Genomic DNA, 20,036 nt, shown 5'->3' on the forward strand with positions numbered 1-20,036 from the left:
TGATTTGTATTGGATCACAAGAAACTAAGACCTTGATTATTACTTTACTGTAGTTTATACCCATTAAATTTCAAATATTTCATAATCTGATTGTGATTTAATTATTTAACATATTCCAAGCCTTTTATGCTCTTTTTTGGTGTACACTCAACAGCTCACTCCCATGAGTCTTTGAGGCCCCAACAAATATAAATAATCCAAATATAAAAAAGGTGGGCTAGTCATTACTTAACTGGCCCACCTCACCTCTTTATCGATTATCATCTTTAACAATCTTCAAACCTGCAATTACTGACAAATCCCAATCCATCAGTATTTCATTAAGAATTCAGCAATTAGTTACTTCACCACTTAATAAGGCCAATCCACAATGCCACCAAAATCATAGACATTGGTATAACCACTGTCCACCAGTTTTTTAGCCGCCGCGGCGCTTCGACGGCCGGTGCGACAATAAACAAGAATGGTCTGGTTCTGATCGGCTAAAACTGTGGGTGCCTTAGTGCTGATCTCCGTATCTGGAATCAGCACAGCATTTTCAATATGACCTTCGTTATATTCCTCCTGAGTTCGGACATCCAAAACGACCAGGTCATCATTCCCATCAATCATGACTTTTGCCTCTTCCGCTGTAATTTTTTTAGCTGACACCACATTCTCCTTTGCTTTTTCCTGACTTGAACATCCAGCCACCAAAATGACCACCACCAGCATCAGTATTCCTAACTTTTTCATCGCTTTGCCTTTCAAGAAAACCAGCTCATCCGCTCAGTTAGTATATTCCATAAAATTCTTCCATCGTTTTACCGCTGCTGTAAATAGCAGTAGCCACCGGAACCCCCAGGTACCGCAGATGCCAAGGTTCATAGGCATAGCCAGTGATATTGGTTTTACCCTGGGGATAGCGAACAATAAAGCCATATTCATGGGCATGATCCCGAATAAACTGTCCTTCCGCCGTTAAGCCAAAGTTTTCCACCAGATCAAAATCAACGGTGGCGGATGTGACATCCATGGCCAATCCCAATTGATGTTCGCTCATCCCCGGTCGGGCACTGACCAGCTCCGCCCCGGCGACTCCATACATTTCGACATTCCATTGATACAACGCCGACTGAGTTGCATAGGAACGATACCCGGAATTGCAGTAGAGAATCAAGCCCTGAGCACTGGCACCATTAAACAGCTCAATGAGATGTTCGGCGGCATCGGCCCGCAATTGCGTATCCCGGGTGGAAGGTAGATTTACCCAAACCAGATCTCCCGGCACATAATCCGCTGGAATATGATGGTTTTTATTGACCAGCTGGGCCAGTGAGCCCAATTCATTGGCGGTATTGTCGGGTATCGGCAAGCCTTTTAGTTGAACAATTATTTTGATACCTTCCAGCCGCAACCCTAAACCTTCTGTCCCTGCACTTTCACCATTCATCACCCAGGGCATCCAGCCAAAGCCTTCCACATAAGCTTCATAATACACATCGAACAGATTGGCATTGGCTCCCGTCAATCGGATCTTTATCCCTTCCAATCGCAACCCCTGACTTGAAGTACCACTCAGTTCGCCATCCTCTTTCCAATCCTGCCAACCAAGATTCTGGACATGGGTCTGGTATTCAAAGCCAACATTACTTTCCCGATTTTCATTTTTTATTTCGATGGCTTCCAGACGCAGATTCTGTTCGGTGGTACCACTCATTTCGCCGTTTTTCTGCCATCCTTGCCAGCCGATATTCTGGATATGCGTCCGATAGGTCGATTGGATGTTGGTAGTGACAAAGGGCCGCTCGGTCGCTCCCGGTGCCGACTCGCCCTTAGGCAGCACCATGATTCTGATCCCCTCCAGCCTTAAACCAAACCCTTCGGTTCCGGCACTGGCATCATTCTTAGCCCAATCCAGCCAGCCAAAATTCTGGGCGTGAACCTGATAGTAAACGTCATAATTCTCTGCATCAGCCCCGCTTAGCCGGATTTTGATGGCTTCCAGCCGGAGTGACTGGCCCGATGTTCCGCTCATGGCACCATTCTTTACGTAATTCTGCCAGCCAATATTTTCCACGTGGGTGGTATATTCAACCCCCACATCGCCGCTGACATTTTCCAGGTTGATTTCAATCCCCTCCAACCGCAGCCCCTGGCCTTCCGTGCCACTCATAGCTCCGTTGCTGACAAAACTCTGCCAGCCGACATTCTGAACATGAGTTCGGTACGAACACCCCATCATCGCATTCACAGTACGCTCTGAGGTCACAACCCGATCCACTGAATCGGCTGTGACAGCGTTTTCAGTTTGTGTCGAATTCTCCTCTGCGCTAACCCTGCTGATCAGCGGCATCATCGCCAACAACAAAACCAGACCAAATAAACCAATCAGAGTGATCCTCACTGCCCTTAATCTTAACATTTCACTCATCCCTTCCTTTTATACATTTATTATCTCAAAAAATTAATTCCCATGATTTATTTTATCATAAATCATGGGAATGGTCAGATAATTTGTATACATTTGCTATAAAATCATGTCTGATTGCATTTTCGTTTCGCTGTTTTTTCGGTTTGTTTGGTCATCGTATTTTTTTCAGGAGCGCTCTGCTTTTCAGAAATGATCAACCCCAGCAGGGTTAGCCCAATTCCCAGTACTGCCAGCCCGGTTAATCTTTCCTTAAGAATCAGTACCGATGTTGCCACAGTGATGACTGGCACCAGATAAATATAAACCGTGGTTTTGGTAGCCCCCAGCCGTTTGACCGCCAGACTCCAGGTGACAAAGCAGATCGCTGAAGCCAGCAATCCCAAAAACAACAAATTAAAGAGATAAACCGGCTGGGCCAATGGTATAAGACTCCAATTGACATCAAAAAAGGGCAGGGCCGGCATCATAAAGAGAAGCCCGTAAAAAAAGATCCGCCTCGTGGTTTGAATACTATGATAACCCAAGCCACTAATTTTGCGGGTCAGCACCGAATAAACCGCCCATACTCCGGCCGCCAGCAGCGCCAGTAAATCACCAATGGGGTTGAGTTGCAACACCATGATCCCGTTAAAGCTGATCAGAAAAATCCCGATGATGGCAGCGACAAAACCGATGAAAAAATTCAGACTCAGTTTTTCACCGTCCAGAAAGAAATGGGCTAGAATCGCCGTGAAAAAAGGTGCAACGGAAATAATCACACCGACGTTGGAGGCATAAGTATAAGTGAGGGCAATATTTTCCAGTAAAAAATAGAGCGTTACTCCACACAAACCGGCCGCCATCATCATCATTTCTGCGGCTTTACTGCAAAGACCCATGCGCCGGGGATAGACCAGGGTCAGAGCGAGATAGCCAATCACAAAGCGAAAGACCAGAATCTCAATTGGTGTGAAAACATCCAGAAGAATTTTTGTCGAAACAAAGGTGATTCCCCAGATAAAAATCGTAAACGCTGCGGCCAGATGGCCGGTCAGCCGATGCTCGCCGTTCAATTTTTACTCCCCTCATCCCCGCTCCTGGATCCCCGAGGTTTCGAATCAGTTGAGATAAATATTTTCTGGTATTGTTTGGGCGTAATCCCAATGAATTGCTTAAAAAAATTAGTAAAGTGACTTTGATCTGAAAATCCGGTCTGGTAAGCTATTTCAAGCGGTTCCAGCCCTTTTTCCAGCAACCGCTTGGCCTGATTGATGCGCACCGTCTCCAGATAACGGTAGGGGGTGATTCCCTTTGTTCTGGTAAAGGCTCGAACCAGATAATACTTGCCGCAGCCACTTAAGGCACATAAGTCTGCCAGTGTGATCCGCTCCTGGTAATGCGCTTCCAGATAAGCACAGATCATCTCAATATCACTATCAACCTCCGGCTGATCCCTATCGGTTTCCCAGGTTCCGTATTCTTCAACCAACTGCTCGATTAAAAACAGAAATACTTCTTCTTTGTTAAATTCGCATGCTTCCTGCATCACCATCTGATGCAGTTCCTGAAGGGCCTTCACCTGTTCGCACCGGGATACTACCGGCTGTTTAAATATCAGCTTGTCCGGCTTTCCGGTGATTTCAAAAACCAGTTCCCGCATTATTTCCGGTTTGATGTTAAGACACCGGTAATCCAGCGGTTTTTCATCAATTTGTTCGCAAAAATGAGTATCGTAAGGATTAAAAAGCAGCAAATCCCCCGGTTCCACCCGGTATTCACTGTTCTTACAGGACAATTTTCGCTGTCCGCTTTCAATAAAACCAATCACATAATGCTCATGAAAGTGATTCGGAAACTTTTGAATAATGCCTTTTAAGCACAAGGCTTCGATTTTCAGTTCACTATCATAACGGACGATCCGTTCTTCGTGGTGTTTCATTTAACTACCTCCGCTTCCATCCCAGTGTAGCATTAATCTGGCTTTATCTCTTGGATGATATTGCAGTTCCGAAAAAAAAGCAGGAAATTACTTTCCTGCATAAAGATTCATTCGTTTACCTCTGACAAAGCCAATCAGGGTGAGATTAAACTGACGGGCCAGTAAAACCGCTTCATCAGTGGGCGCTGAATGGGAGGCAATCACCGGGATACGGCTTCTGATCGCTTTGATGACCATATCCGAGGGAATTCGGCCGGTGGTAAACAGGATTGCCTCAGCGATATTTTCTTCTTCCATCAAGGCCTGACCAATGGCTTTATCCACCGCATTGTGGCGGCCTATATCTTCGCAAACAAACGCCAGATTATCACGAATGCTCATGGCACAGCAGTGGGTTCCGCCGGTCTCGGCAAACAGCCCGGCATTCCGGTTGCAGGCATTGGCCAGCATCAACACGGTTTCCGGGGACCAGTCATGAATCGGTAAGGGCATCAGGTTTTTAGCGTAAGTAGCCTGACGGATTTTTCGGTTGTTACCACAGGAAATCGAGTTGCTGCCGGTATCATGGTCAATTTCCGGCAATGCCAGCGGTTTATTCAGCTGAACCTTAGCCCGCTCCCCGCTTTCACAGACATAAATAAATTCAATTTCATCGGAGTTTTTAATATAGCCCTCGCTAAGAAGAAATCCCAGCACCAGGGCATCTAATTTTTCGGGGGTGCAGACCAGCTTAAAGGCCAGTTGATCATTAATATAGGCATTCAAGTGATGTTCAACAATAACCATATCGGTCATTTTCTCTTCAGTCAAGCGATGGTCTTCCGACTGCCGGATACGTTCGATTGCAAAATTCTCTTTTAAACTTAAGTTGTGGGTTTCATTGATTATCTTCATTGCGCTTTTCTCCGCTTTTTTGCTATAAACAGGCTAAAATATCATTCACCTTCACTGAGAGCTGAATGTTGAACAAGGTTTCGCTATCGGATAAATCAAGCTCGGTTAGTTCAATGATTTGATTAATCCGGTATTTGAGGGTATTGTAGTGAACATGCAAACTTTTAGCGGTCAGCATAGTATCCTGATTATGATTAATATAGGCTACCAGGGTTTCCAGAAAATTACTGCCCTTTTTCTCATCCAGGTCTTTCAATGTTTTCACCACCGGATGGATTAAATTTTTAATATTGGTTTCCCCTCTAAAGCTTAAGATCATATGGGAAATAATCAGATCATCATAGTTGCGAATCCGCCCTGTTTTTTTCAGCTGATCGCCTAAGGTTAGCGCATTGTGCGCCTGTTTATAGTGCTCACAAAAATCATACAGATGATAAAATATTTTGCTGATGCCAGCGGTGCAGTCATTTTCTTCCAGCAGGTTTTCAAATGATGCCATTTCCCGCTCATTCTGAATTTCTGCGGTAATGGCGTCCAGCAAAATCACCAATTGGCCATTATAAATAATCACCGTTTGCTGATTAAAAAAATTCTGATAAATCCGTTTCAAGTAATACAACCGATCATTGGTATTCTAGCGATTATCGATGCGGATGACCAGGGCGAAGAGATTTTTGTAGAGCTTTAATCCATAAATTCTTTCCCGTTCTTCAATGGCTGTGTGATCATACATTTTTTGATTCAGCAGGGCAATTAAAAAGGTGTCACTCAGTGAACTGGCAGTCTGGCTGATCCTCGATGATAATAAAACAGTTTTTGTGATCCAGCCGTCGCTGGATGTCAGACGCCTTTATGACATAAGCGTAGTCCGGCGACAGGTCTTGTTCAGTAAAATAGTCAATGCCTTTAATTTCAATTGCGTCGTCATTTTCATTGATGCTCATCCTAATGGGTCTCCCATTCAATACCGATCTCATTTTTTTAAGTGTTACCACCGTCAAAACCACCTTATTATCTTATCGAATTTGACTCATTATATCATGGGGTGATCCCCCTGTACATCAGGGTATTAAATAAAAACGACTGACCGTTTGCGGATCTCATTTTTAGGAATCGTTTACCAATTTCGCTTCCTCATTTTGTTACTTTTTACAAGCCTGCTTTGTTAACGGGCTTCTTTTTAATCACTAAAATCTCAAGCCATCACAAAGACGGCGCCACCTCCAACTGTTATACTGATGCCAGCTAGATATGACAACACTTTAACAAAACCAAGGAGGATTTGAGATGGTACAACGATACTCACAATTATGTCCGATGGCTTTCGGTGCTGGCGCTGTTAACACCACCGGAGATGTTGCCAAAGAATTAGGATTTAACAGAATATTAATCGTCACTGATGAAAACGTTGAAAAAATCGGTACCTGCATGGGCCTAACCATCAGTGCCACTTATCCCCAGGAAATTGGGATCGAAGTCGCCAATGCCGTCGAAACCGGTTTTGTCGCCGCTTATCAGTTGGTTTAAATTTAATTTCATCATATTTTTAAATTTTTCGATAAAAATTGGCGAAGCCTGAAGCTTCGCCAATTTTTTCATGTTTTTATCCGTATTTTTCTCATATCTCAAGCGCGTCTTCCCAAACCACAGCGTTTCTACCTGCATTTTTAGCCTGATACAAAAGCTTATCGACCAGATTCATGGTTTTGCTGTAATCTTCCTTATTATACCAGCATAAGCCAATCGACACCGTACAGGGAAAATCCGTCTGTCGGGATTGAAAAGCCGCCCTGAACGTTTCGCCCTGGTTTCTGGCATTTTCAAGGCTTTCTCCTTCAATCAGCACCGCAAACTCTTCCCCACCGTAGCGACAAATCACGCCATCGTAAAAATGCTCACTCAAGCAATCGGCAAGTTCACAGAGTACGGTATCTCCAGCCTGATGTCCATATTGGTCGTTCACCAGCTTAAAGTGGTCAATATCCAGCAACATAACCACGCCCGCCTTCTCCAGCTGATTGAATCGCTGGACAAAATGATGCCGATTATAGAGTTGGGTTAAGTGATCAGTAATAGCCAAAATCTCAACCTGTTTTTTTGCCTCAGTAATTTCGGTCACATCGGTAAAAACAACGATGGTTCCATGGTGTTTTCCAATCGCATTCAAACGAATCTGATAATGTTTATCACCCATGGCAACGGTCTGTGAAGCATTAGACTCCAAAATATGCGCCAAGACCATATAACGGTTTATGGGCTCTCCGATCTTTAATTGACCGAGGATTCCAAACAGGCTTTGCATCGCCCGATTCATTTTCAGAATATAGCCTTCGCTGTCAACCACAATAACCCCCTCACCAATGGTATTAAAGATCATTTCATGGGTGACTTCACTCAAAAAAAGAATATCATAGCGATAAATACCACTGGCTACCAACACACTTAAAAAGATAAATGAAAAAGGTATCAGATCAATTTCACCAATTCCCCAGCCCAATAAATAACAGGTGCTGGCAATCATTGGAACCAACATCCCGGTAAAAACCAGAATGGCTCGCCTTCGGGTTACCCCTCTGGTATTTATGATCTGTCCAGTCAAAACAACCAGGGCATAAATCATCGCAAAGTACAAGGCCCCTACCTGAACCATATACCATTGACCTTTTTGTGTCACCACAATGGGGAAGCCAATGCTCCCATCCACCCCCATTTGGGCATAATATAAACCATGCATCGCATTTGTCTGAACTAAAAACAAGGTAGCTGTACAGATGGCCAGCACAATCCCCATCACATAATTGTTGGCAAAACGCCGCTCACCGGCATACTCTCTGGCAAACCAGAGAATGAGAATGGGATAAAAAGACACACCCAGATACTCAACTCGAATCCATTGATACATGGTTTCCCAATCTGAACTCATTAATTCCATCCCATAGGCAAAACTGTGAATAGCCATGGCAAACATTAACAGCGTAATCGCTTTAACCCCAGAAATTCCCCGATGCCGAAAGCCAACGATCCCCAAAACAATCAAGACCATTGATGAAACCACCAATATTGTGCTTAAAATTATATTCATCTAACTAGCCTCATTCAAAATTATCGTTGTCAAAAAAACACCCTTATTAACCGAACTTATCGCCACGCTGATTTTTTTATTCGGCCTTTTTTATCGTTGGCGGTTGCCAGCTGCCATCAAACACTGATTCCTGAGGCAGATAAATTCGCAGGTACAGATGAAAGTTATCCGCTGAGATCGGCAACCAGTTATTCGCCATTGTGGCATCGGCCGGGGCCTGAGTTTGCAGCAATAAATCCAGCGAACCGTCCTGATTATAGGTAACGGCACTGCGGTCATTGATGCTATAACGATTAATCGGATTATCGATTAAAAAATTATCACTGTCATAGGCGGTGATTGACCAGAAACCGGTGTCTTTGGTTGGTGGGAGCTGATCTTTGTTAAAATGGATCACATAATTGTTGGTGCCATCAAAGGTGACGCCATCACTAGTGGTGCTGGCATTGGGATAAATGGCAACGGAAACCGGATTGGCGGCCAAACCGTTTAAAGCAATCAATGCCCGATAATCATATTCGGTGCCAAATTCGGCCACCGGTTCACCAAAAAACCGCCAGTTATTCATCTGAACCAGAAAATCCTGAGAATCGTTGAACAAGGTGGTCGACAGATCATTGATCATCGTAGTCCACTCGTCCTGGCCAGAATCCCCCAATACCGCCGGGTCAAACTCAAGGCCCGGGCCGACACCCACCGCACTGATTTTTTCAATCATGGCCTGATCGGCGCTGGCAGGAGGATTGGCAACCATTAACGCATTGGCAGTATTAAAAAACTCCGCCGGAGTCATCTGCAAAACATGTTCGATGGGAATAAAATTATTACTTTCACTATAACTGCCCTTAGCCGGAATATAGGCTTCTCCTGATAAATAATTCGTCAACGGCAGCAATTGGATGTTATTTTGAATGGCATAGACATTGTCAAGATCGGCTTCGCCATAGCTGAGCACCCGACACAAAATCCAGGCCATATTGGTAGGCATGGCAACATGAACCAGCTCTTTGGGAATTTCACCACTGTAATCGGGCCCGGTAATCAAAAAAGCCGTCTGATCGGGATTATCGCTGCCGGAACCAGTGATTTTGACGGCATTGGTATAGGCGTCCATAATCTCCCCAGAGCAGAACCGATCCGCTTTGGGCATCACAAAAACCATTGCCGTTTCCGAAAGATCCAAAAACGCCTGCGAATACAGGGTATCCGTATTGAGGGTGACCACATCCCTGGCACTGGCATTGGCCAGATTATGGCTGTGGAACAACTGATTGGGCGGTGCCTGGGTCGTCGTTGGCTCCACCGTATTGGTCATCTTTTCCATGGTGGCATTCACCAGCACCAACGGAAAGGCATAAACGTAGGCATCGTAGATGGTCTCTTTGATACTCTCTGTTTTTGGTTCATTCTGGCTGGCGGTACAACCGGTTAAAAACAGCAATGAAAGAAATAGACAGATAATTTGAGTTAGCTTCTTCATAACAAATTTCCCTTCTTTTTCAACTAATCGAATCGGCAATCATCCTCAAATATTCGGCCGATGCTCAACTCATTGTACCCCAATTCCGGCAAAAAAATAAGACTCAAAATATTAATTTTGAGCCTTACTTCGGTATTGATTACTTAAAAGCTGTACTGATAGACAAATTCATCGCCTTCGTTGCCGATAAACATGAGATAAGCACCCGCTGGCACCGGCACGTCTTCGATTGCGGCATACATGGTATCAGCCAACACCGTCAGTGCCGGGTCATAGATCACCAGGCGGCCGCCCTCTGGTAGGGTGACACTAAAGCTACCGTCAGCGTTCAGCTTCCTGATGACATTTTCGCCTGCCGTATCAATCCTGATTTTTTCATCGCTGACCAGAACGGGGATATCAGCCACATCCATAAAAACATAACCCATCGCAGTCATCGTGGTGGTTCCGTTTGCTTCGGTAAGGGTTGGCTCAACCAGATCCCGGGCATAAGGCAGGTTGTTATAGGCGGTATTTTCATCCTTTAGGGGATAGGGTGTAAAGCTGCCGTCACTGCCAAAATAAATAGTTCCCGGAAGCTCCGGCAGACTGCCAGTCACAGCAGAAAATGCATATAAATCAATGGCACTGAGATTTTTGGGAATCCAGGCTTTACCGGCAAAACGGCTGGTATCCACGGGATTATTGGCCGTAATACCCTGGCCGATGACAATCGAATAATCGGCCGTATTCATCGACTGCAGCACCAGTTTTTTGCCAAAACTATCGGAAAAAGACATCCGATATCCGTTTTGCATATCAAAATACCCATCCCCGCTGTAGGGATAACTGCCGGCGGTGGTAAAGCCATTGCCATCAAAGCGTTTGTATTCCAGCGTGTTGTTCTGCTGATTAAACTCAATTTTGATGACACTACCGCTGGCTCCATAATATCCGGCAAAACTGAGCATTTCGCCTGGTATCGCTGCGGTAGCGGTTGTTTGCTCGGCTGCTGCCGGGGTGGGAACAATCCCCTTTTCTTCCAGCAGTGTCTGGGTGATGGTTTCGGCAATTCCCGAAGCATCCCCGGTGCCGGCAAAGATCAGCGCCACAGAAAGTTTCTCCTCAGGAATGACATACAACTGAGAATTAAACTGCAGCGTTCCACCATTTTTGCTCAGCACATGAACGCCCTGTTCGGCAAAACTGGCAACGTCCACCATATCCCAGCCCAGACCATAATTGGTAATCGGGGTACCCGTCGGCACCGTTTCTTTTCCATACTGAGGACTGGTATACTCGGTAAAGGATTCGGCACTCATCAGCTTGTTTTCCAGCAGCGCGTTGCCAAAATGGCATAGATCCACTGCTGTCGCGGAAATTCCCCCGGTACCCATCAGATTAATGATTTCTGCTGGCAGAGCGGTGCCATCCTCGTTGTTATACTTCAGGGCAATATTGGGGTTTTCAGCCTTAAAGGAACAGCTGCTGTCGTTCATCCCGGCTTTTTTAAAAATGTTCTTCTGTAGATAGTCGGAATACGTCTGGCCGGACACTTTTTCAATTAACACCTCGGCCAGAGTGAAGCCATCATTGCAGTAAACACTGACTACCCCTGGATCACCCTTGAGACGGCTACCCGCCAGATAATTCATAAATTCCACCAAGAACTGGGGATCTTTCGCTGTTGCAAAGCCATTATACATCATTGTTCCCGGCAATCCCGAAGTATGGTTAAGCAGCATCCGAACCGTGATGTCTTGATAGCGGTTGTCTGCCATGGTAAAATCCGGTAGGTAGTTAACCACCGGTTTATCGAGCTCCAGCTGACCCGCCTCCACCAGCTGCATCACGGCCGCAGCTGTAAACACCTTACTGACCGAACCAATATTAAACTGAGTGCTGGTATTTACCCCCAACGCCTCAGTTCGGTTAGCCATGGCAAAGCCTTCTTCATAAACAATTTTACCATCGTCCATAATGGCCACGGTGGCACTGGAGGCCCCACCGCCGGCGATGGCTTTCCAGATTTCGGTGCGTGCCGTGGTGATGGTTTTTTCATAGCTCTGACTCTGGGATGGGGCGGTCGTACATCCCGCCAAAGGAACAAGAATCAACAACAAACCAAGCATCACAACTGTTAATCGTTTTTTTAACATTTTCTTTATCCTTTCGTTTTTTTTATAAATTGTTCCCTCTTTTAAAACCAGTCTTTAACCGCTTTTATAATTCCTGTCGATGTTGCCCCACTAAACGGTATACGCATAAGCGAATGTCGCTCCCGGCGCACCGATAAAGACCAGATAAGAACCGGCTGTCACTGGGATTTCTTCGGCGATGCCACTGATGCTGTCGTAGTCTGGCTGCAGATCGGAACCATAAATCACAATTCGGCCACCTTCTGGCATAACTGCACTGAAGGTTCCATCATTATCCAGCTTGCGGCAGACATTGAGCCCATCGCTGCCAATCACAATCGCTTCATCTTTTTGCAGCGACGCCACGGAAGCGGTATCGACCAACTGATAATCCATGATGGTTAAGATCATTTGGCCGTTGTTTTCGGCAATCGTCGCCTGGGCCAGATCCCTGCCGTATGGCAGCACCATTTGGGTTGTGGTCGCATCTTTTAAGCCATAGAGGGTGTAGCCGCCATTGGCCGTGTGATAAAGATAACCCGGCAGCTCTGTCACAACCCCGGTTTTTACGCCCATCGCATTGGCGTCAATGGCCGAAAGATTGGTGGGAATCCATGATTTTCCGCTAAACTGGCTGGTATCCAGGACTGCCGCTGCTGCCGCCATTTTCTGCCCGGAGACAAAACCAGCATCACTGCTTTGATCATAGATCATAAAAAATTCCTGGCCGAAATTTTTGGCAAAACCACCCCGGTAGCCCACCGGTAAATGAAAATAACCATCGCTGAGATAGGGATAGGTGTCCTGGGTTTCAAAAGCCTTTCCGTTATACTTTTTATAAATCATGGCATTTTTTTCGTTATTGAATTCGATCTTGACAGTCGCTTCACCATCGCCGTAAATCCCAGCATAAGCCAGAAGCTCATCAGGGATGGTGGCCGCCGTTGGCACCGCTGTCGCAATTTCCAGAACCTCACTGAGGCCATTTTCATTAATCAACGCCTGGACAATATCATTGGCAACGCCAGTGACATCGGCATTTCCGGCAAAAACAATGGCCACCGAGATATTTTCCTGCGGCAGCAGATATAACTGCGAATTATATTGAGGCGAGCCGCCGTTTTTACCAATCACCGTCACCCCCTGGCGCTCAAAATCGGCCACTGCCACACTGTCCCAGCCCAACCCATACGGATACAGGGGTGTTCCAGCAGGCACGGTTTGGTCCCCATATTGGGGACTGGTATATTCGGTGACCATCGCTTCACTTAAAATTTTGCCCTGGAACAGTGCCTGGCCATAACGACATAGATCAACGGCGGTGGCGGCAATACCCCCAGAACCGAGGCTATTGATGTATTCCACTGGAGCAGCGCTGCCATCTTCGTTATATTTCCGGGCAATGTTGATGTTATCGGCTTTAAAATAACAGCTGCTGTTTTTCATTCCGGCTTTTGTAAAAATATTCGCTGCCAGATAATCAGAAAAAGATTGTCCGGAACTCTTTTCAACCAAAATTTGGGCCAGCGTGAAACCATCATTGCAGTAGACACTAACCTTCCCGGGATCGCCCTTTAACTCCGTACCGACCAGGTAGGTCAGAAATTTTTGAGTATAGTCGGGATCCGGCTCCGTTGTTTCAGCATTAAAGGTATAGGTTCCGGGCAAGGCCGCGGTATGATTGAGCAGCATCCGAACCGTGATATCTTTATAACGGCTATCAGCCATGGTGAACTCTGGCAGGTAATCAACTACCGGTTGATCCAGCGCCAGTTTTCCATCTTCACACAGTTGCAAGATGGCGGCAGCGGTAAACACCTTGCTGACTGAACAGATATTAAACTGGGTGTCTTCGGTTACTGCAAGCCCGGCCTCCCGGTCGGCCATCGCAAAACCTTCTTGATAGACCAGATTCCCATTGTCCATAATCGCCACGGTGGCACTGGAGGCCCCGCCCGCTGAGATGGCATTCCAGATCTCGGTTCGAGCCGTTTCAATGGTCTTTTCATAGCTTTTTGGTTCAGCCTTGGGGATACACCCCGAAAACGTCAATCCCAGCACTATCAAACAACATACCCAGATCAAACTTTTTCTTTTCATTACCATTCCTTTCAAAAATAAGCTCCACTTTTCGCTATTTCTTTCTTACCCCGACGCGTTGCATTTATCAATGTTTTTTTGTATAAAAAAACAGATAATTAGTCGCATATCTGTTTTTGAGATCTTAATATTCTTAATTATAAAGTAAAAAATGAAACCGCCATAATCAGGTAAACTGCCAGCAGCTGAACCCCTTCCAGCCAATTGGATTCACCGTCACTGGCCATCCGATTGGCAATCAGTACCGATAATACCAAAGTCACCAGTTAAAAATCGTTAAAAACGATGCTCATCGGCGTAAACAGCAGACTCAAAAAAATCAGCACCGGTATGACAAACGGGCATTGAGGCAATTGGTGATTACGGTATGAGCAAAAATCTCAGTATCTTCATTGTCGCTCACATCTTTCTCTGTTATTAATTTCTGATCCGGTGTCGCTGGTAAAAGAATACCACAAATCTTAAGGAAAATAAATCTAAAAAGCACTGAATTTGCTTTGTTTATTTTTTTATTTGCATTCTGCAATTAATTATGGTAAACTGTTTGCATATCGCAAATAAACGAGGTGAATGATGGACAAACAACAGATCAATGCAGCGCTTTTTGCATTTTTACAGGCTATCTATAAATTTGAACAAATGGAGTTGGCAAAATTTTCAATTTCCTGGCAGGAAATGCTGCTGCTAAAACAGCTCTTGAACAACAATGACTTCAGTATGGGCCATGCCACCGAGCTACTGGGTATCAAACCCTTCCAGTCCACCCGACTGGTCGATGGACTGGTCAAAAAAGAGTTGCTGTTACGGTTTGAAAAAGAGTCCGATCGACGAATCAAGTCACTTCAGATTACCGCCAAAGGAAAAGCAGTGCTTGCAGAAATTGATGATTTTCACTATCAGGTCATTGAAAAAGCCAGCAAAAATCTTGGTTCCGAGCGGACCCATTCAATTTTGTCAATGATGTTCCAGCTCGAAGAATTGCTAAACCTTGAAGAACCATCGCAGAAAGGAAATGATAACTGATGAATTTAAACGGTAAACGGATTATTTTAACCGGAGCATCCTCGGGCATTGGACTGGCGCTGCAACCACTCCTCCATCAGAAAGGGTCCCGGGTTTTGGCTGTGGGGCGCCAGGCGTTTACGCCGGACTTTTCTACCATTACTTATATCCAAGCCGATATTTCGACTCCATCCGGGGTCGATTCGGTTTTTGCCAAAGCCGAAACCATTCTCGGTGGGGTTGATATCGTTATTGCCAATGCCGGATTTTCTTTTTATGAAGGGGCCGAACAGGGAGACTGGGATCATATAAAAGCCATTTTTGACACCAATGTCACTTCTCCCATCTATGCTTTTCAGAAACTCAAAAAAATAAAGGGCAACCAGCCCTTTCAGTTTGCCGTGACCGCCAGCGCCATGAGTTTTTTACCGCTTCCCGGCTATTCCCTGTACTCGGCCACCAAACACAGTCTGCAGGGGTTTTTCGAAGCCGCCCGGTATGAACTTCCCAGCCATCAGGTGATTTCGCTGATCCACCCGATTGCTACCAGAACGGCATTTTTTAAGAATGACAATCCCGAGCTTTTTCCCACACAGACTCCCGAGGCCGTGGCAAAACAGTATATCTCTGGACTCGAAAAAAACAAGGCTCACATTTATCCATCAAAAACATTCCAGCTGATTAAACCACTCAGCCTGGTTCACCCACTGATAAAAAAGCAGGAAGCACAAAAACTTTCTAACTGGAGGTCTACTCATGATTAATTATCCCGCCCCCTGGAAATTGCAGGGCTATGGCTATATTCTTCTTTATCGTTTCGGAACCGACTTTGCCAATCTACAAGCGCCGGAGTTTCTCGCCAACAAGGCCATCCCCGGTTTTGGCAGTGTAATGCTGGTAAATTATCAAACCTCAAACTGCGGCCCTTACGGTGAGTTGCTTGTGATCCCCGGCAAATATCAGTATGACCAGAAAAACATACATACCATCAGCAAAATTTATGTATCATCCCAGGCTTCGGTGGATAATGGCCGAATCAACTGGGGGATTCCCAAAGAACTGGCCCAATTCCGTTTTGAATCGCTATCAGATAAAATCGAAAAAGTCACCGTCACGAGCGAAAATAAAGGTAAGTCCTCACCAATTTTTGAGGCCCGCTTAAAATGCGGATCAGTTCCATTTCCGGTCAGTACCCGACTGCTCCCCTTTCCATTGATTCAGCATTTGGACGGGAAGGCCTTCCAGACGACCTTTTCCGGAAAAGGAACCGGCCGATTTGCATCGATGACCGATTTAAGCATTGACGAAAACGCATTTCCTGATCTATCTCACTTTAAGCCCCTGGTAATTATTAAGGTTGATCCCTTTGAAATCACTTTCCCGGTGGCAAAAATAAGTAACTTAACTTGTTAAAATTTTACTGCAAAGATACCCAACTCAGGCTATAATAAGTATTAACTCTAAACCGTTAATGTTTAATTTTTCTGGAGGTATTTCTATGAAACTGGATAATGACCAGTACCGGATCATTGTTGAGTCCTCACCCAATATGATCTGGCGGGCTGGTACCGATACATTGTGTAACTACTTTAACACCACCTGGTTGAAATTTACCGGCCGGACAATAACTCAGGAAATGGGAAATGGATGGGCAGAAGGTGTCCACCCCGAAGATTTTGACATGTGCCTGAAAATATATTTAGAAGCCTTCGCCAAACAGGAATCTTTTGAAATGGAATACCGGCTTAAACGCCGGGATGGTGTTTATCGCTGGATCAATGACCGGGGCGTTCCCTACTATATCAACGACCATGAATTTGCCGGCTATATTGGCAGCTGCATGGACGTGACCGATAAAGTGGAAGGCCAGAAGCTGCGGGATCTGGCCCAGCGGGACAGTCTGACCCAGATCTTTAATCGCCAGTATTTTGAACAATTGGCCAATGTTGAATTTTCCAAAGCCAAACGATTTGACGCTGATCTTTGTGTTGCCATGATTGATATTGATCGATTCAAGACAATCAATGACACTTATGGTCACCATGCTGGGGATCTGGTTTTAAAAACGGTGGCTAAAACCATCAATGAAAGCATCCGGGCCTTTGATCTGTTTGGTCGCTATGGTGGTGATGAATTTGTTTTGCTGATGTCCAATACCAATTATGCTGAAGCTTCGATCCTGATTGCCCGATTAAAGCATGTCCTTAATACCATTGAAATAAAGTACGATGATTCCCTGATCCACATCAGTGCCAGTTTTGGATTATACCAAATGCATCATGAGGTGCTCCTGGAAAAGGTCATCATTGAAGCCGACAAAAAGTTGTATGAGATCAAAAACAGCCGACCCAATCAACTCCCACATTCATTTAAACAGTGACCTGATTTGTGATCGATAACCGCTTTTTTTACCCATTTATTCAATTTCATGCTGACTCCTGCCCGTATACCAAAAAAAGCAAGTGAGATTTTAAAAAATGCTCTCACTTGCTTTTTCTGTTGCTGCTATTATTCTAAATATTCACCTTATTCATGGATGAACGTCTCTTCAGTTTTTTTCATTCTTTTTCCAGCCTTTAAAAACCGCTGGTTTGAAACTACCAGAAACCCAAATACTACCAATCCGATTCCAACTGCTACCCAACCCAGGAAGAAAAAAATGATCAGATATGGGGAATTCGTACCGGCAATTTCCAGAATCCCTTTAAGAAAACTCCCCACCGTCAGAGCGGCCAGCCCTGAATTGAAGCTATTATACCCAATGCGATAAACAACAAACCGGGTAATAAAGACCATGTAGCGATCAATCAATAAATACCCCAGTGCCCCACCCAATAACGGGTATAAGAACATTCCGGTCATGGCCGCTGAATGAACCCCGTGGCCAAACAAACCATAGATGAGATTAACAGCAATGGCTAAAACCGTCATCAGCAAATAAACAGCAATGGTTTTTCCAAGCTTTTTAGAATTGTTTTGTAATTTAATACCCGAAATAAACAATGTCGCTAACCTCCCGTTCTGAATTACTGCGGCCGTCGGTGGGATTATTGACCACTTCGCCATTAAAAACCATGGTGGATGATCCGCCACCATCCAGATTATAGGCAATGGTGCAGCCTCGTTCTTTAAATTCCTGGGCCAACTGAAGCAATGAAAGACCTTCACTTTCATCCGTCCGGCCATCCGAAACGATCACCAGATAATGTCCCTCTGAAATCTGTCCGATGGCCGTGCGGGGATTACTTTCTTTTGCCTGACCAACCTCACTGCTATTGTCCACCATCACTTCGCCGTTTTCAACCAGAGCTGGCCCAAATGACAGCACCTGCCAATTCTCGCTTAGTGATGCCATGCTGACTTCATTTTCATCGACAATTGAAAAATTGCCGTCCTGATCAATAACCAAAGCCTCATTCTCACTGGCACTATCCCGATAAACAATGCCATTACGCAATACATAGCCGTCGTCCCGGAAGCCATAATAATCACCATTGATGGCAAAGATCGCATTTTGAGCAGCGGCGATATCTGACGTTTTGGCCTTGACATTTCGCCCATAGGTATTGTTGGCAAAGGCGGTTTTCAGATAGGCCGCATCCGAAACCTGAATATCCGCCACATAAATGGTCGAATCATATTTCGAAATAGTTTCAATGCTAATCTGGATATTTTCATCACTATAAGATGTTGCGGTAATCACCGGTTCGGTTTCTGCCGCTGCAGCCGTTTCGGCACTTGTTTCTGAAGCCACGATCACCATTGATTTCTGAATCACAAAAGCATCCAGCAACACAAAGATAAACAACCCCACCAGCAGCAGCGAAAATACCCCTGCCCAGCGATACGGTTTTGAAAAAAACGTGATCATTTAAGACGATACTCCTTTCTGTGTTCCCCGAAAATAAAGTTTTTCTGAATCAGGTAACTGCCGATAAATAATCCTGTGTCGACGCATACTTTTAACACCGTCAGGTGAATCGGTAGACTGCTTAAACTGGAGACAAAGAACCAGCTCAACAGCATCTGACTGATAAACAAAATGGCGTACTGCAATGCCGCCTTCCCTTGCTGATCGGTATTTTGAAAAACCCAGTGCTTATTAAGCAGATAGTTGACCCCACCGGACATCACCCGGGCGATAATAGTTGCCTCCAGAATTCCCAACGAGGTTGCTCCAAAAGCAATTTGCATCAGTAGCGTAAAGACCGAGTTATCCACAATCGCCGAGACAAAGGATGATAAACTGAATTTTAAAATATTCAGGTAGATCCGGGCCGAATCTTTAATGGCATGAAAATGAGATGCTTTGTTTTCATTTAAATAAATGGTCTCAATCGGTATTTCCACAAACGGAATCCGACTTTTACCCGCTTCCAGTAGCACATTCATTTCATACTCATAGCGGTCACCGGGAATTTTTAGTAATTCTCTTGTCCAACTCATCGGAATTCCCCGCAGTCCGGTTTGGGTATCCGGACACCGCGCTCCAGTACTCAATAAATAAGCCAACGATGTGATGCGGTTACCCCACTTGCTTTTAAAGGGGGTTTTCGTATTATTGAAATCACGGGTTCCCAGAATAAGGCTGCCCGGATTTTGTTCCAGCATCCTGGCTACGTTTAAGATATCCTCCGGTGCATGCTGCCCATCGGCATCCGCCGTAACATAGCCCGGCGCATCCGGATAAATATTGGCAGCATAGGCCATTCCCGTTTTTAATGCAACCCCTTTGCCCATATTTTTATGGTGAACCCGAACCACACAGTCGAGCTTTTCTCTTAAGATATCAAAGATGATTTCATACCCGGGGGCACTGCCATCATTTATAATAATTGTTGTTAAATCATCGTGTTTTAGTTTTTCAACTAAGGTGATTAGTTTTTCGTCCGGATTCAGAGCCGGAATAATCACAACAGGTTTCATATGCTGACCTCCTTTATGTTCTTGTCAGCATTCTATCGTCCTAAAGTGATAGTTCTGTGATTGGGCGCTGAATTTTAACGTTTTGTTTCAAAAACTTCTCGATT

At 45.0% G+C, this 20,036-nt stretch carries 19 protein-coding genes and 1 pseudogene; 5 read left to right on the top strand and 15 right to left on the bottom strand.

The genetic code is table 11. The annotated features are described in order from the left end of the window. Window positions 1-351: 351 nt before the first annotated feature. From Q7P33_RS12920 to Q7P33_RS12950, 7 genes are all read right to left on the bottom strand, one after another. On the bottom strand, window positions 352-735 hold the full coding sequence (locus Q7P33_RS12920) for a rhodanese-like domain-containing protein (RefSeq protein WP_303870903.1): 384 nt from the start codon (window positions 733-735) through the stop codon (window positions 352-354). Window positions 736-772: 37 nt separating this feature from the next. Then, a complete protein-coding gene (locus Q7P33_RS12925) occupies window positions 773-2,404 on the bottom strand; it encodes a D-alanyl-D-alanine carboxypeptidase family protein (protein ID WP_303870905.1) in 1,632 nt (543 codons plus the stop codon). 113 nt (window positions 2,405-2,517) lie between these two features. Further along, window positions 2,518-3,465, bottom strand: coding sequence for a DMT family transporter (locus Q7P33_RS12930; protein ID WP_303870907.1), 948 nt, complete (start codon window positions 3,463-3,465; stop codon window positions 2,518-2,520). Then, entirely contained in the window at window positions 3,462-4,331 is an 870-nt protein-coding gene (locus Q7P33_RS12935) for an AraC family transcriptional regulator (RefSeq protein WP_303870909.1), read from the bottom strand. The genes Q7P33_RS12930 and Q7P33_RS12935 overlap by 4 nt, the downstream gene beginning before the upstream one ends. 87 nt (window positions 4,332-4,418) lie before the next feature. Beyond that, window positions 4,419-5,225: a formate dehydrogenase accessory sulfurtransferase FdhD gene (fdhD, locus tag Q7P33_RS12940; RefSeq protein ID WP_303870911.1), complete on the bottom strand. Its 807-nt coding sequence runs from the start codon at window positions 5,223-5,225 to the stop codon at window positions 4,419-4,421. Window positions 5,226-5,247: 22 nt separating this feature from the next. Continuing rightward, entirely contained in the window at window positions 5,248-5,844 is a 597-nt protein-coding gene (locus tag Q7P33_RS12945; protein WP_303870913.1) for a CdaR family transcriptional regulator, read from the bottom strand. 145 nt (window positions 5,845-5,989) lie between these two features. Next, complete coding sequence (locus tag Q7P33_RS12950) at window positions 5,990-6,169, bottom strand: hypothetical protein (protein WP_303870915.1); 180 nt, start codon at window positions 6,167-6,169, stop codon at window positions 5,990-5,992. Window positions 6,170-6,512: 343 nt separating this feature from the next. Between Q7P33_RS12950 and Q7P33_RS12955 the strand changes: the two genes are divergently transcribed. Continuing rightward, on the top strand, window positions 6,513-6,752 hold the full coding sequence (locus Q7P33_RS12955) for a hypothetical protein (protein WP_303870916.1): 240 nt from the start codon (window positions 6,513-6,515) through the stop codon (window positions 6,750-6,752). A gap of 91 nt (window positions 6,753-6,843) precedes the next feature. On the opposite strand, the gene Q7P33_RS12960 is transcribed toward Q7P33_RS12955, so the two are convergent. The 5 genes and pseudogenes from Q7P33_RS12960 to Q7P33_RS12980 all read right to left on the bottom strand — a co-directional run. Then, the gene (locus tag Q7P33_RS12960; protein WP_303870917.1) at window positions 6,844-8,307 is read right to left on the bottom strand and encodes a histidine kinase N-terminal 7TM domain-containing protein; all 1,464 of its coding nucleotides are present in this window, start codon (window positions 8,305-8,307) and stop codon (window positions 6,844-6,846) included. Between the two features lie 76 nt (window positions 8,308-8,383). Next, on the bottom strand, window positions 8,384-9,787 hold the full coding sequence (locus Q7P33_RS12965) for a DUF1254 domain-containing protein (RefSeq protein ID WP_303870918.1): 1,404 nt from the start codon (window positions 9,785-9,787) through the stop codon (window positions 8,384-8,386). Between the two features lie 143 nt (window positions 9,788-9,930). Continuing rightward, window positions 9,931-11,925, bottom strand: coding sequence for a serine hydrolase (locus Q7P33_RS12970; protein WP_303870920.1), 1,995 nt, complete (start codon window positions 11,923-11,925; stop codon window positions 9,931-9,933). Between the two features lie 90 nt (window positions 11,926-12,015). Next, window positions 12,016-14,004 (bottom strand): serine hydrolase, encoded by a 1,989-nt coding sequence (locus Q7P33_RS12975; RefSeq protein WP_303870922.1) that lies wholly within the window; start codon window positions 14,002-14,004, stop codon window positions 12,016-12,018. Between the two features lie 137 nt (window positions 14,005-14,141). Further along, a pseudogene (locus Q7P33_RS12980) lies at window positions 14,142-14,342 on the bottom strand (cation transporter); the annotation flags it as partial. 232 nt (window positions 14,343-14,574) lie between these two features. On the opposite strand from Q7P33_RS12980, the gene Q7P33_RS12985 reads away from it, so the two are divergent. The 4 genes from Q7P33_RS12985 to Q7P33_RS13000 all read left to right on the top strand — a co-directional run bounded on the left by Q7P33_RS12985 (window position 14,575) and on the right by Q7P33_RS13000 (window position 17,386). Further along, entirely contained in the window at window positions 14,575-15,027 is a 453-nt protein-coding gene (locus Q7P33_RS12985; protein WP_303870924.1) for a MarR family winged helix-turn-helix transcriptional regulator, read from the top strand. Then, window positions 15,027-15,770, top strand: a complete 744-nt coding sequence (locus Q7P33_RS12990) for an SDR family oxidoreductase (RefSeq protein WP_303870925.1) — start codon at window positions 15,027-15,029, stop codon at window positions 15,768-15,770. The genes Q7P33_RS12985 and Q7P33_RS12990 overlap by 1 nt, the downstream gene beginning before the upstream one ends. Continuing rightward, window positions 15,763-16,419, top strand: a complete 657-nt coding sequence (locus Q7P33_RS12995) for an acetoacetate decarboxylase family protein (RefSeq protein WP_303870926.1) — start codon at window positions 15,763-15,765, stop codon at window positions 16,417-16,419. Before Q7P33_RS12990 ends, Q7P33_RS12995 begins: the two co-directional genes overlap by 8 nt. 85 nt (window positions 16,420-16,504) lie before the next feature. Next, the gene (locus Q7P33_RS13000) at window positions 16,505-17,386 is read left to right on the top strand and encodes a sensor domain-containing diguanylate cyclase (protein ID WP_303870928.1); all 882 of its coding nucleotides are present in this window, start codon (window positions 16,505-16,507) and stop codon (window positions 17,384-17,386) included. 146 nt (window positions 17,387-17,532) lie between these two features. Here Q7P33_RS13000 and Q7P33_RS13005 read toward each other — a convergent pair whose 3' ends face one another. The 3 genes from Q7P33_RS13005 to Q7P33_RS13015 are packed head-to-tail and all read right to left on the bottom strand — an operon-like array spanning window position 17,533 to window position 19,932. After that, window positions 17,533-18,009, bottom strand: a complete 477-nt coding sequence (locus tag Q7P33_RS13005) for a hypothetical protein (RefSeq protein WP_303870929.1) — start codon at window positions 18,007-18,009, stop codon at window positions 17,533-17,535. After that, window positions 17,990-18,877, bottom strand: a complete 888-nt coding sequence (locus Q7P33_RS13010) for a phosphodiester glycosidase family protein (RefSeq protein ID WP_303870930.1) — start codon at window positions 18,875-18,877, stop codon at window positions 17,990-17,992. Before Q7P33_RS13010 ends, Q7P33_RS13005 begins: the two co-directional genes overlap by 20 nt. Then, window positions 18,874-19,932 (bottom strand): bifunctional glycosyltransferase family 2/GtrA family protein, encoded by a 1,059-nt coding sequence (locus tag Q7P33_RS13015; RefSeq protein WP_303870932.1) that lies wholly within the window; start codon window positions 19,930-19,932, stop codon window positions 18,874-18,876. The genes Q7P33_RS13010 and Q7P33_RS13015 overlap by 4 nt, the downstream gene beginning before the upstream one ends. Window positions 19,933-20,036: the final 104 nt, after the last annotated feature.

Source organism: Acetobacterium wieringae, from assembly GCF_026646375.1.
GTDB lineage: Bacteria > Bacillota > Clostridia > Eubacteriales > Eubacteriaceae > Acetobacterium > Acetobacterium wieringae_A.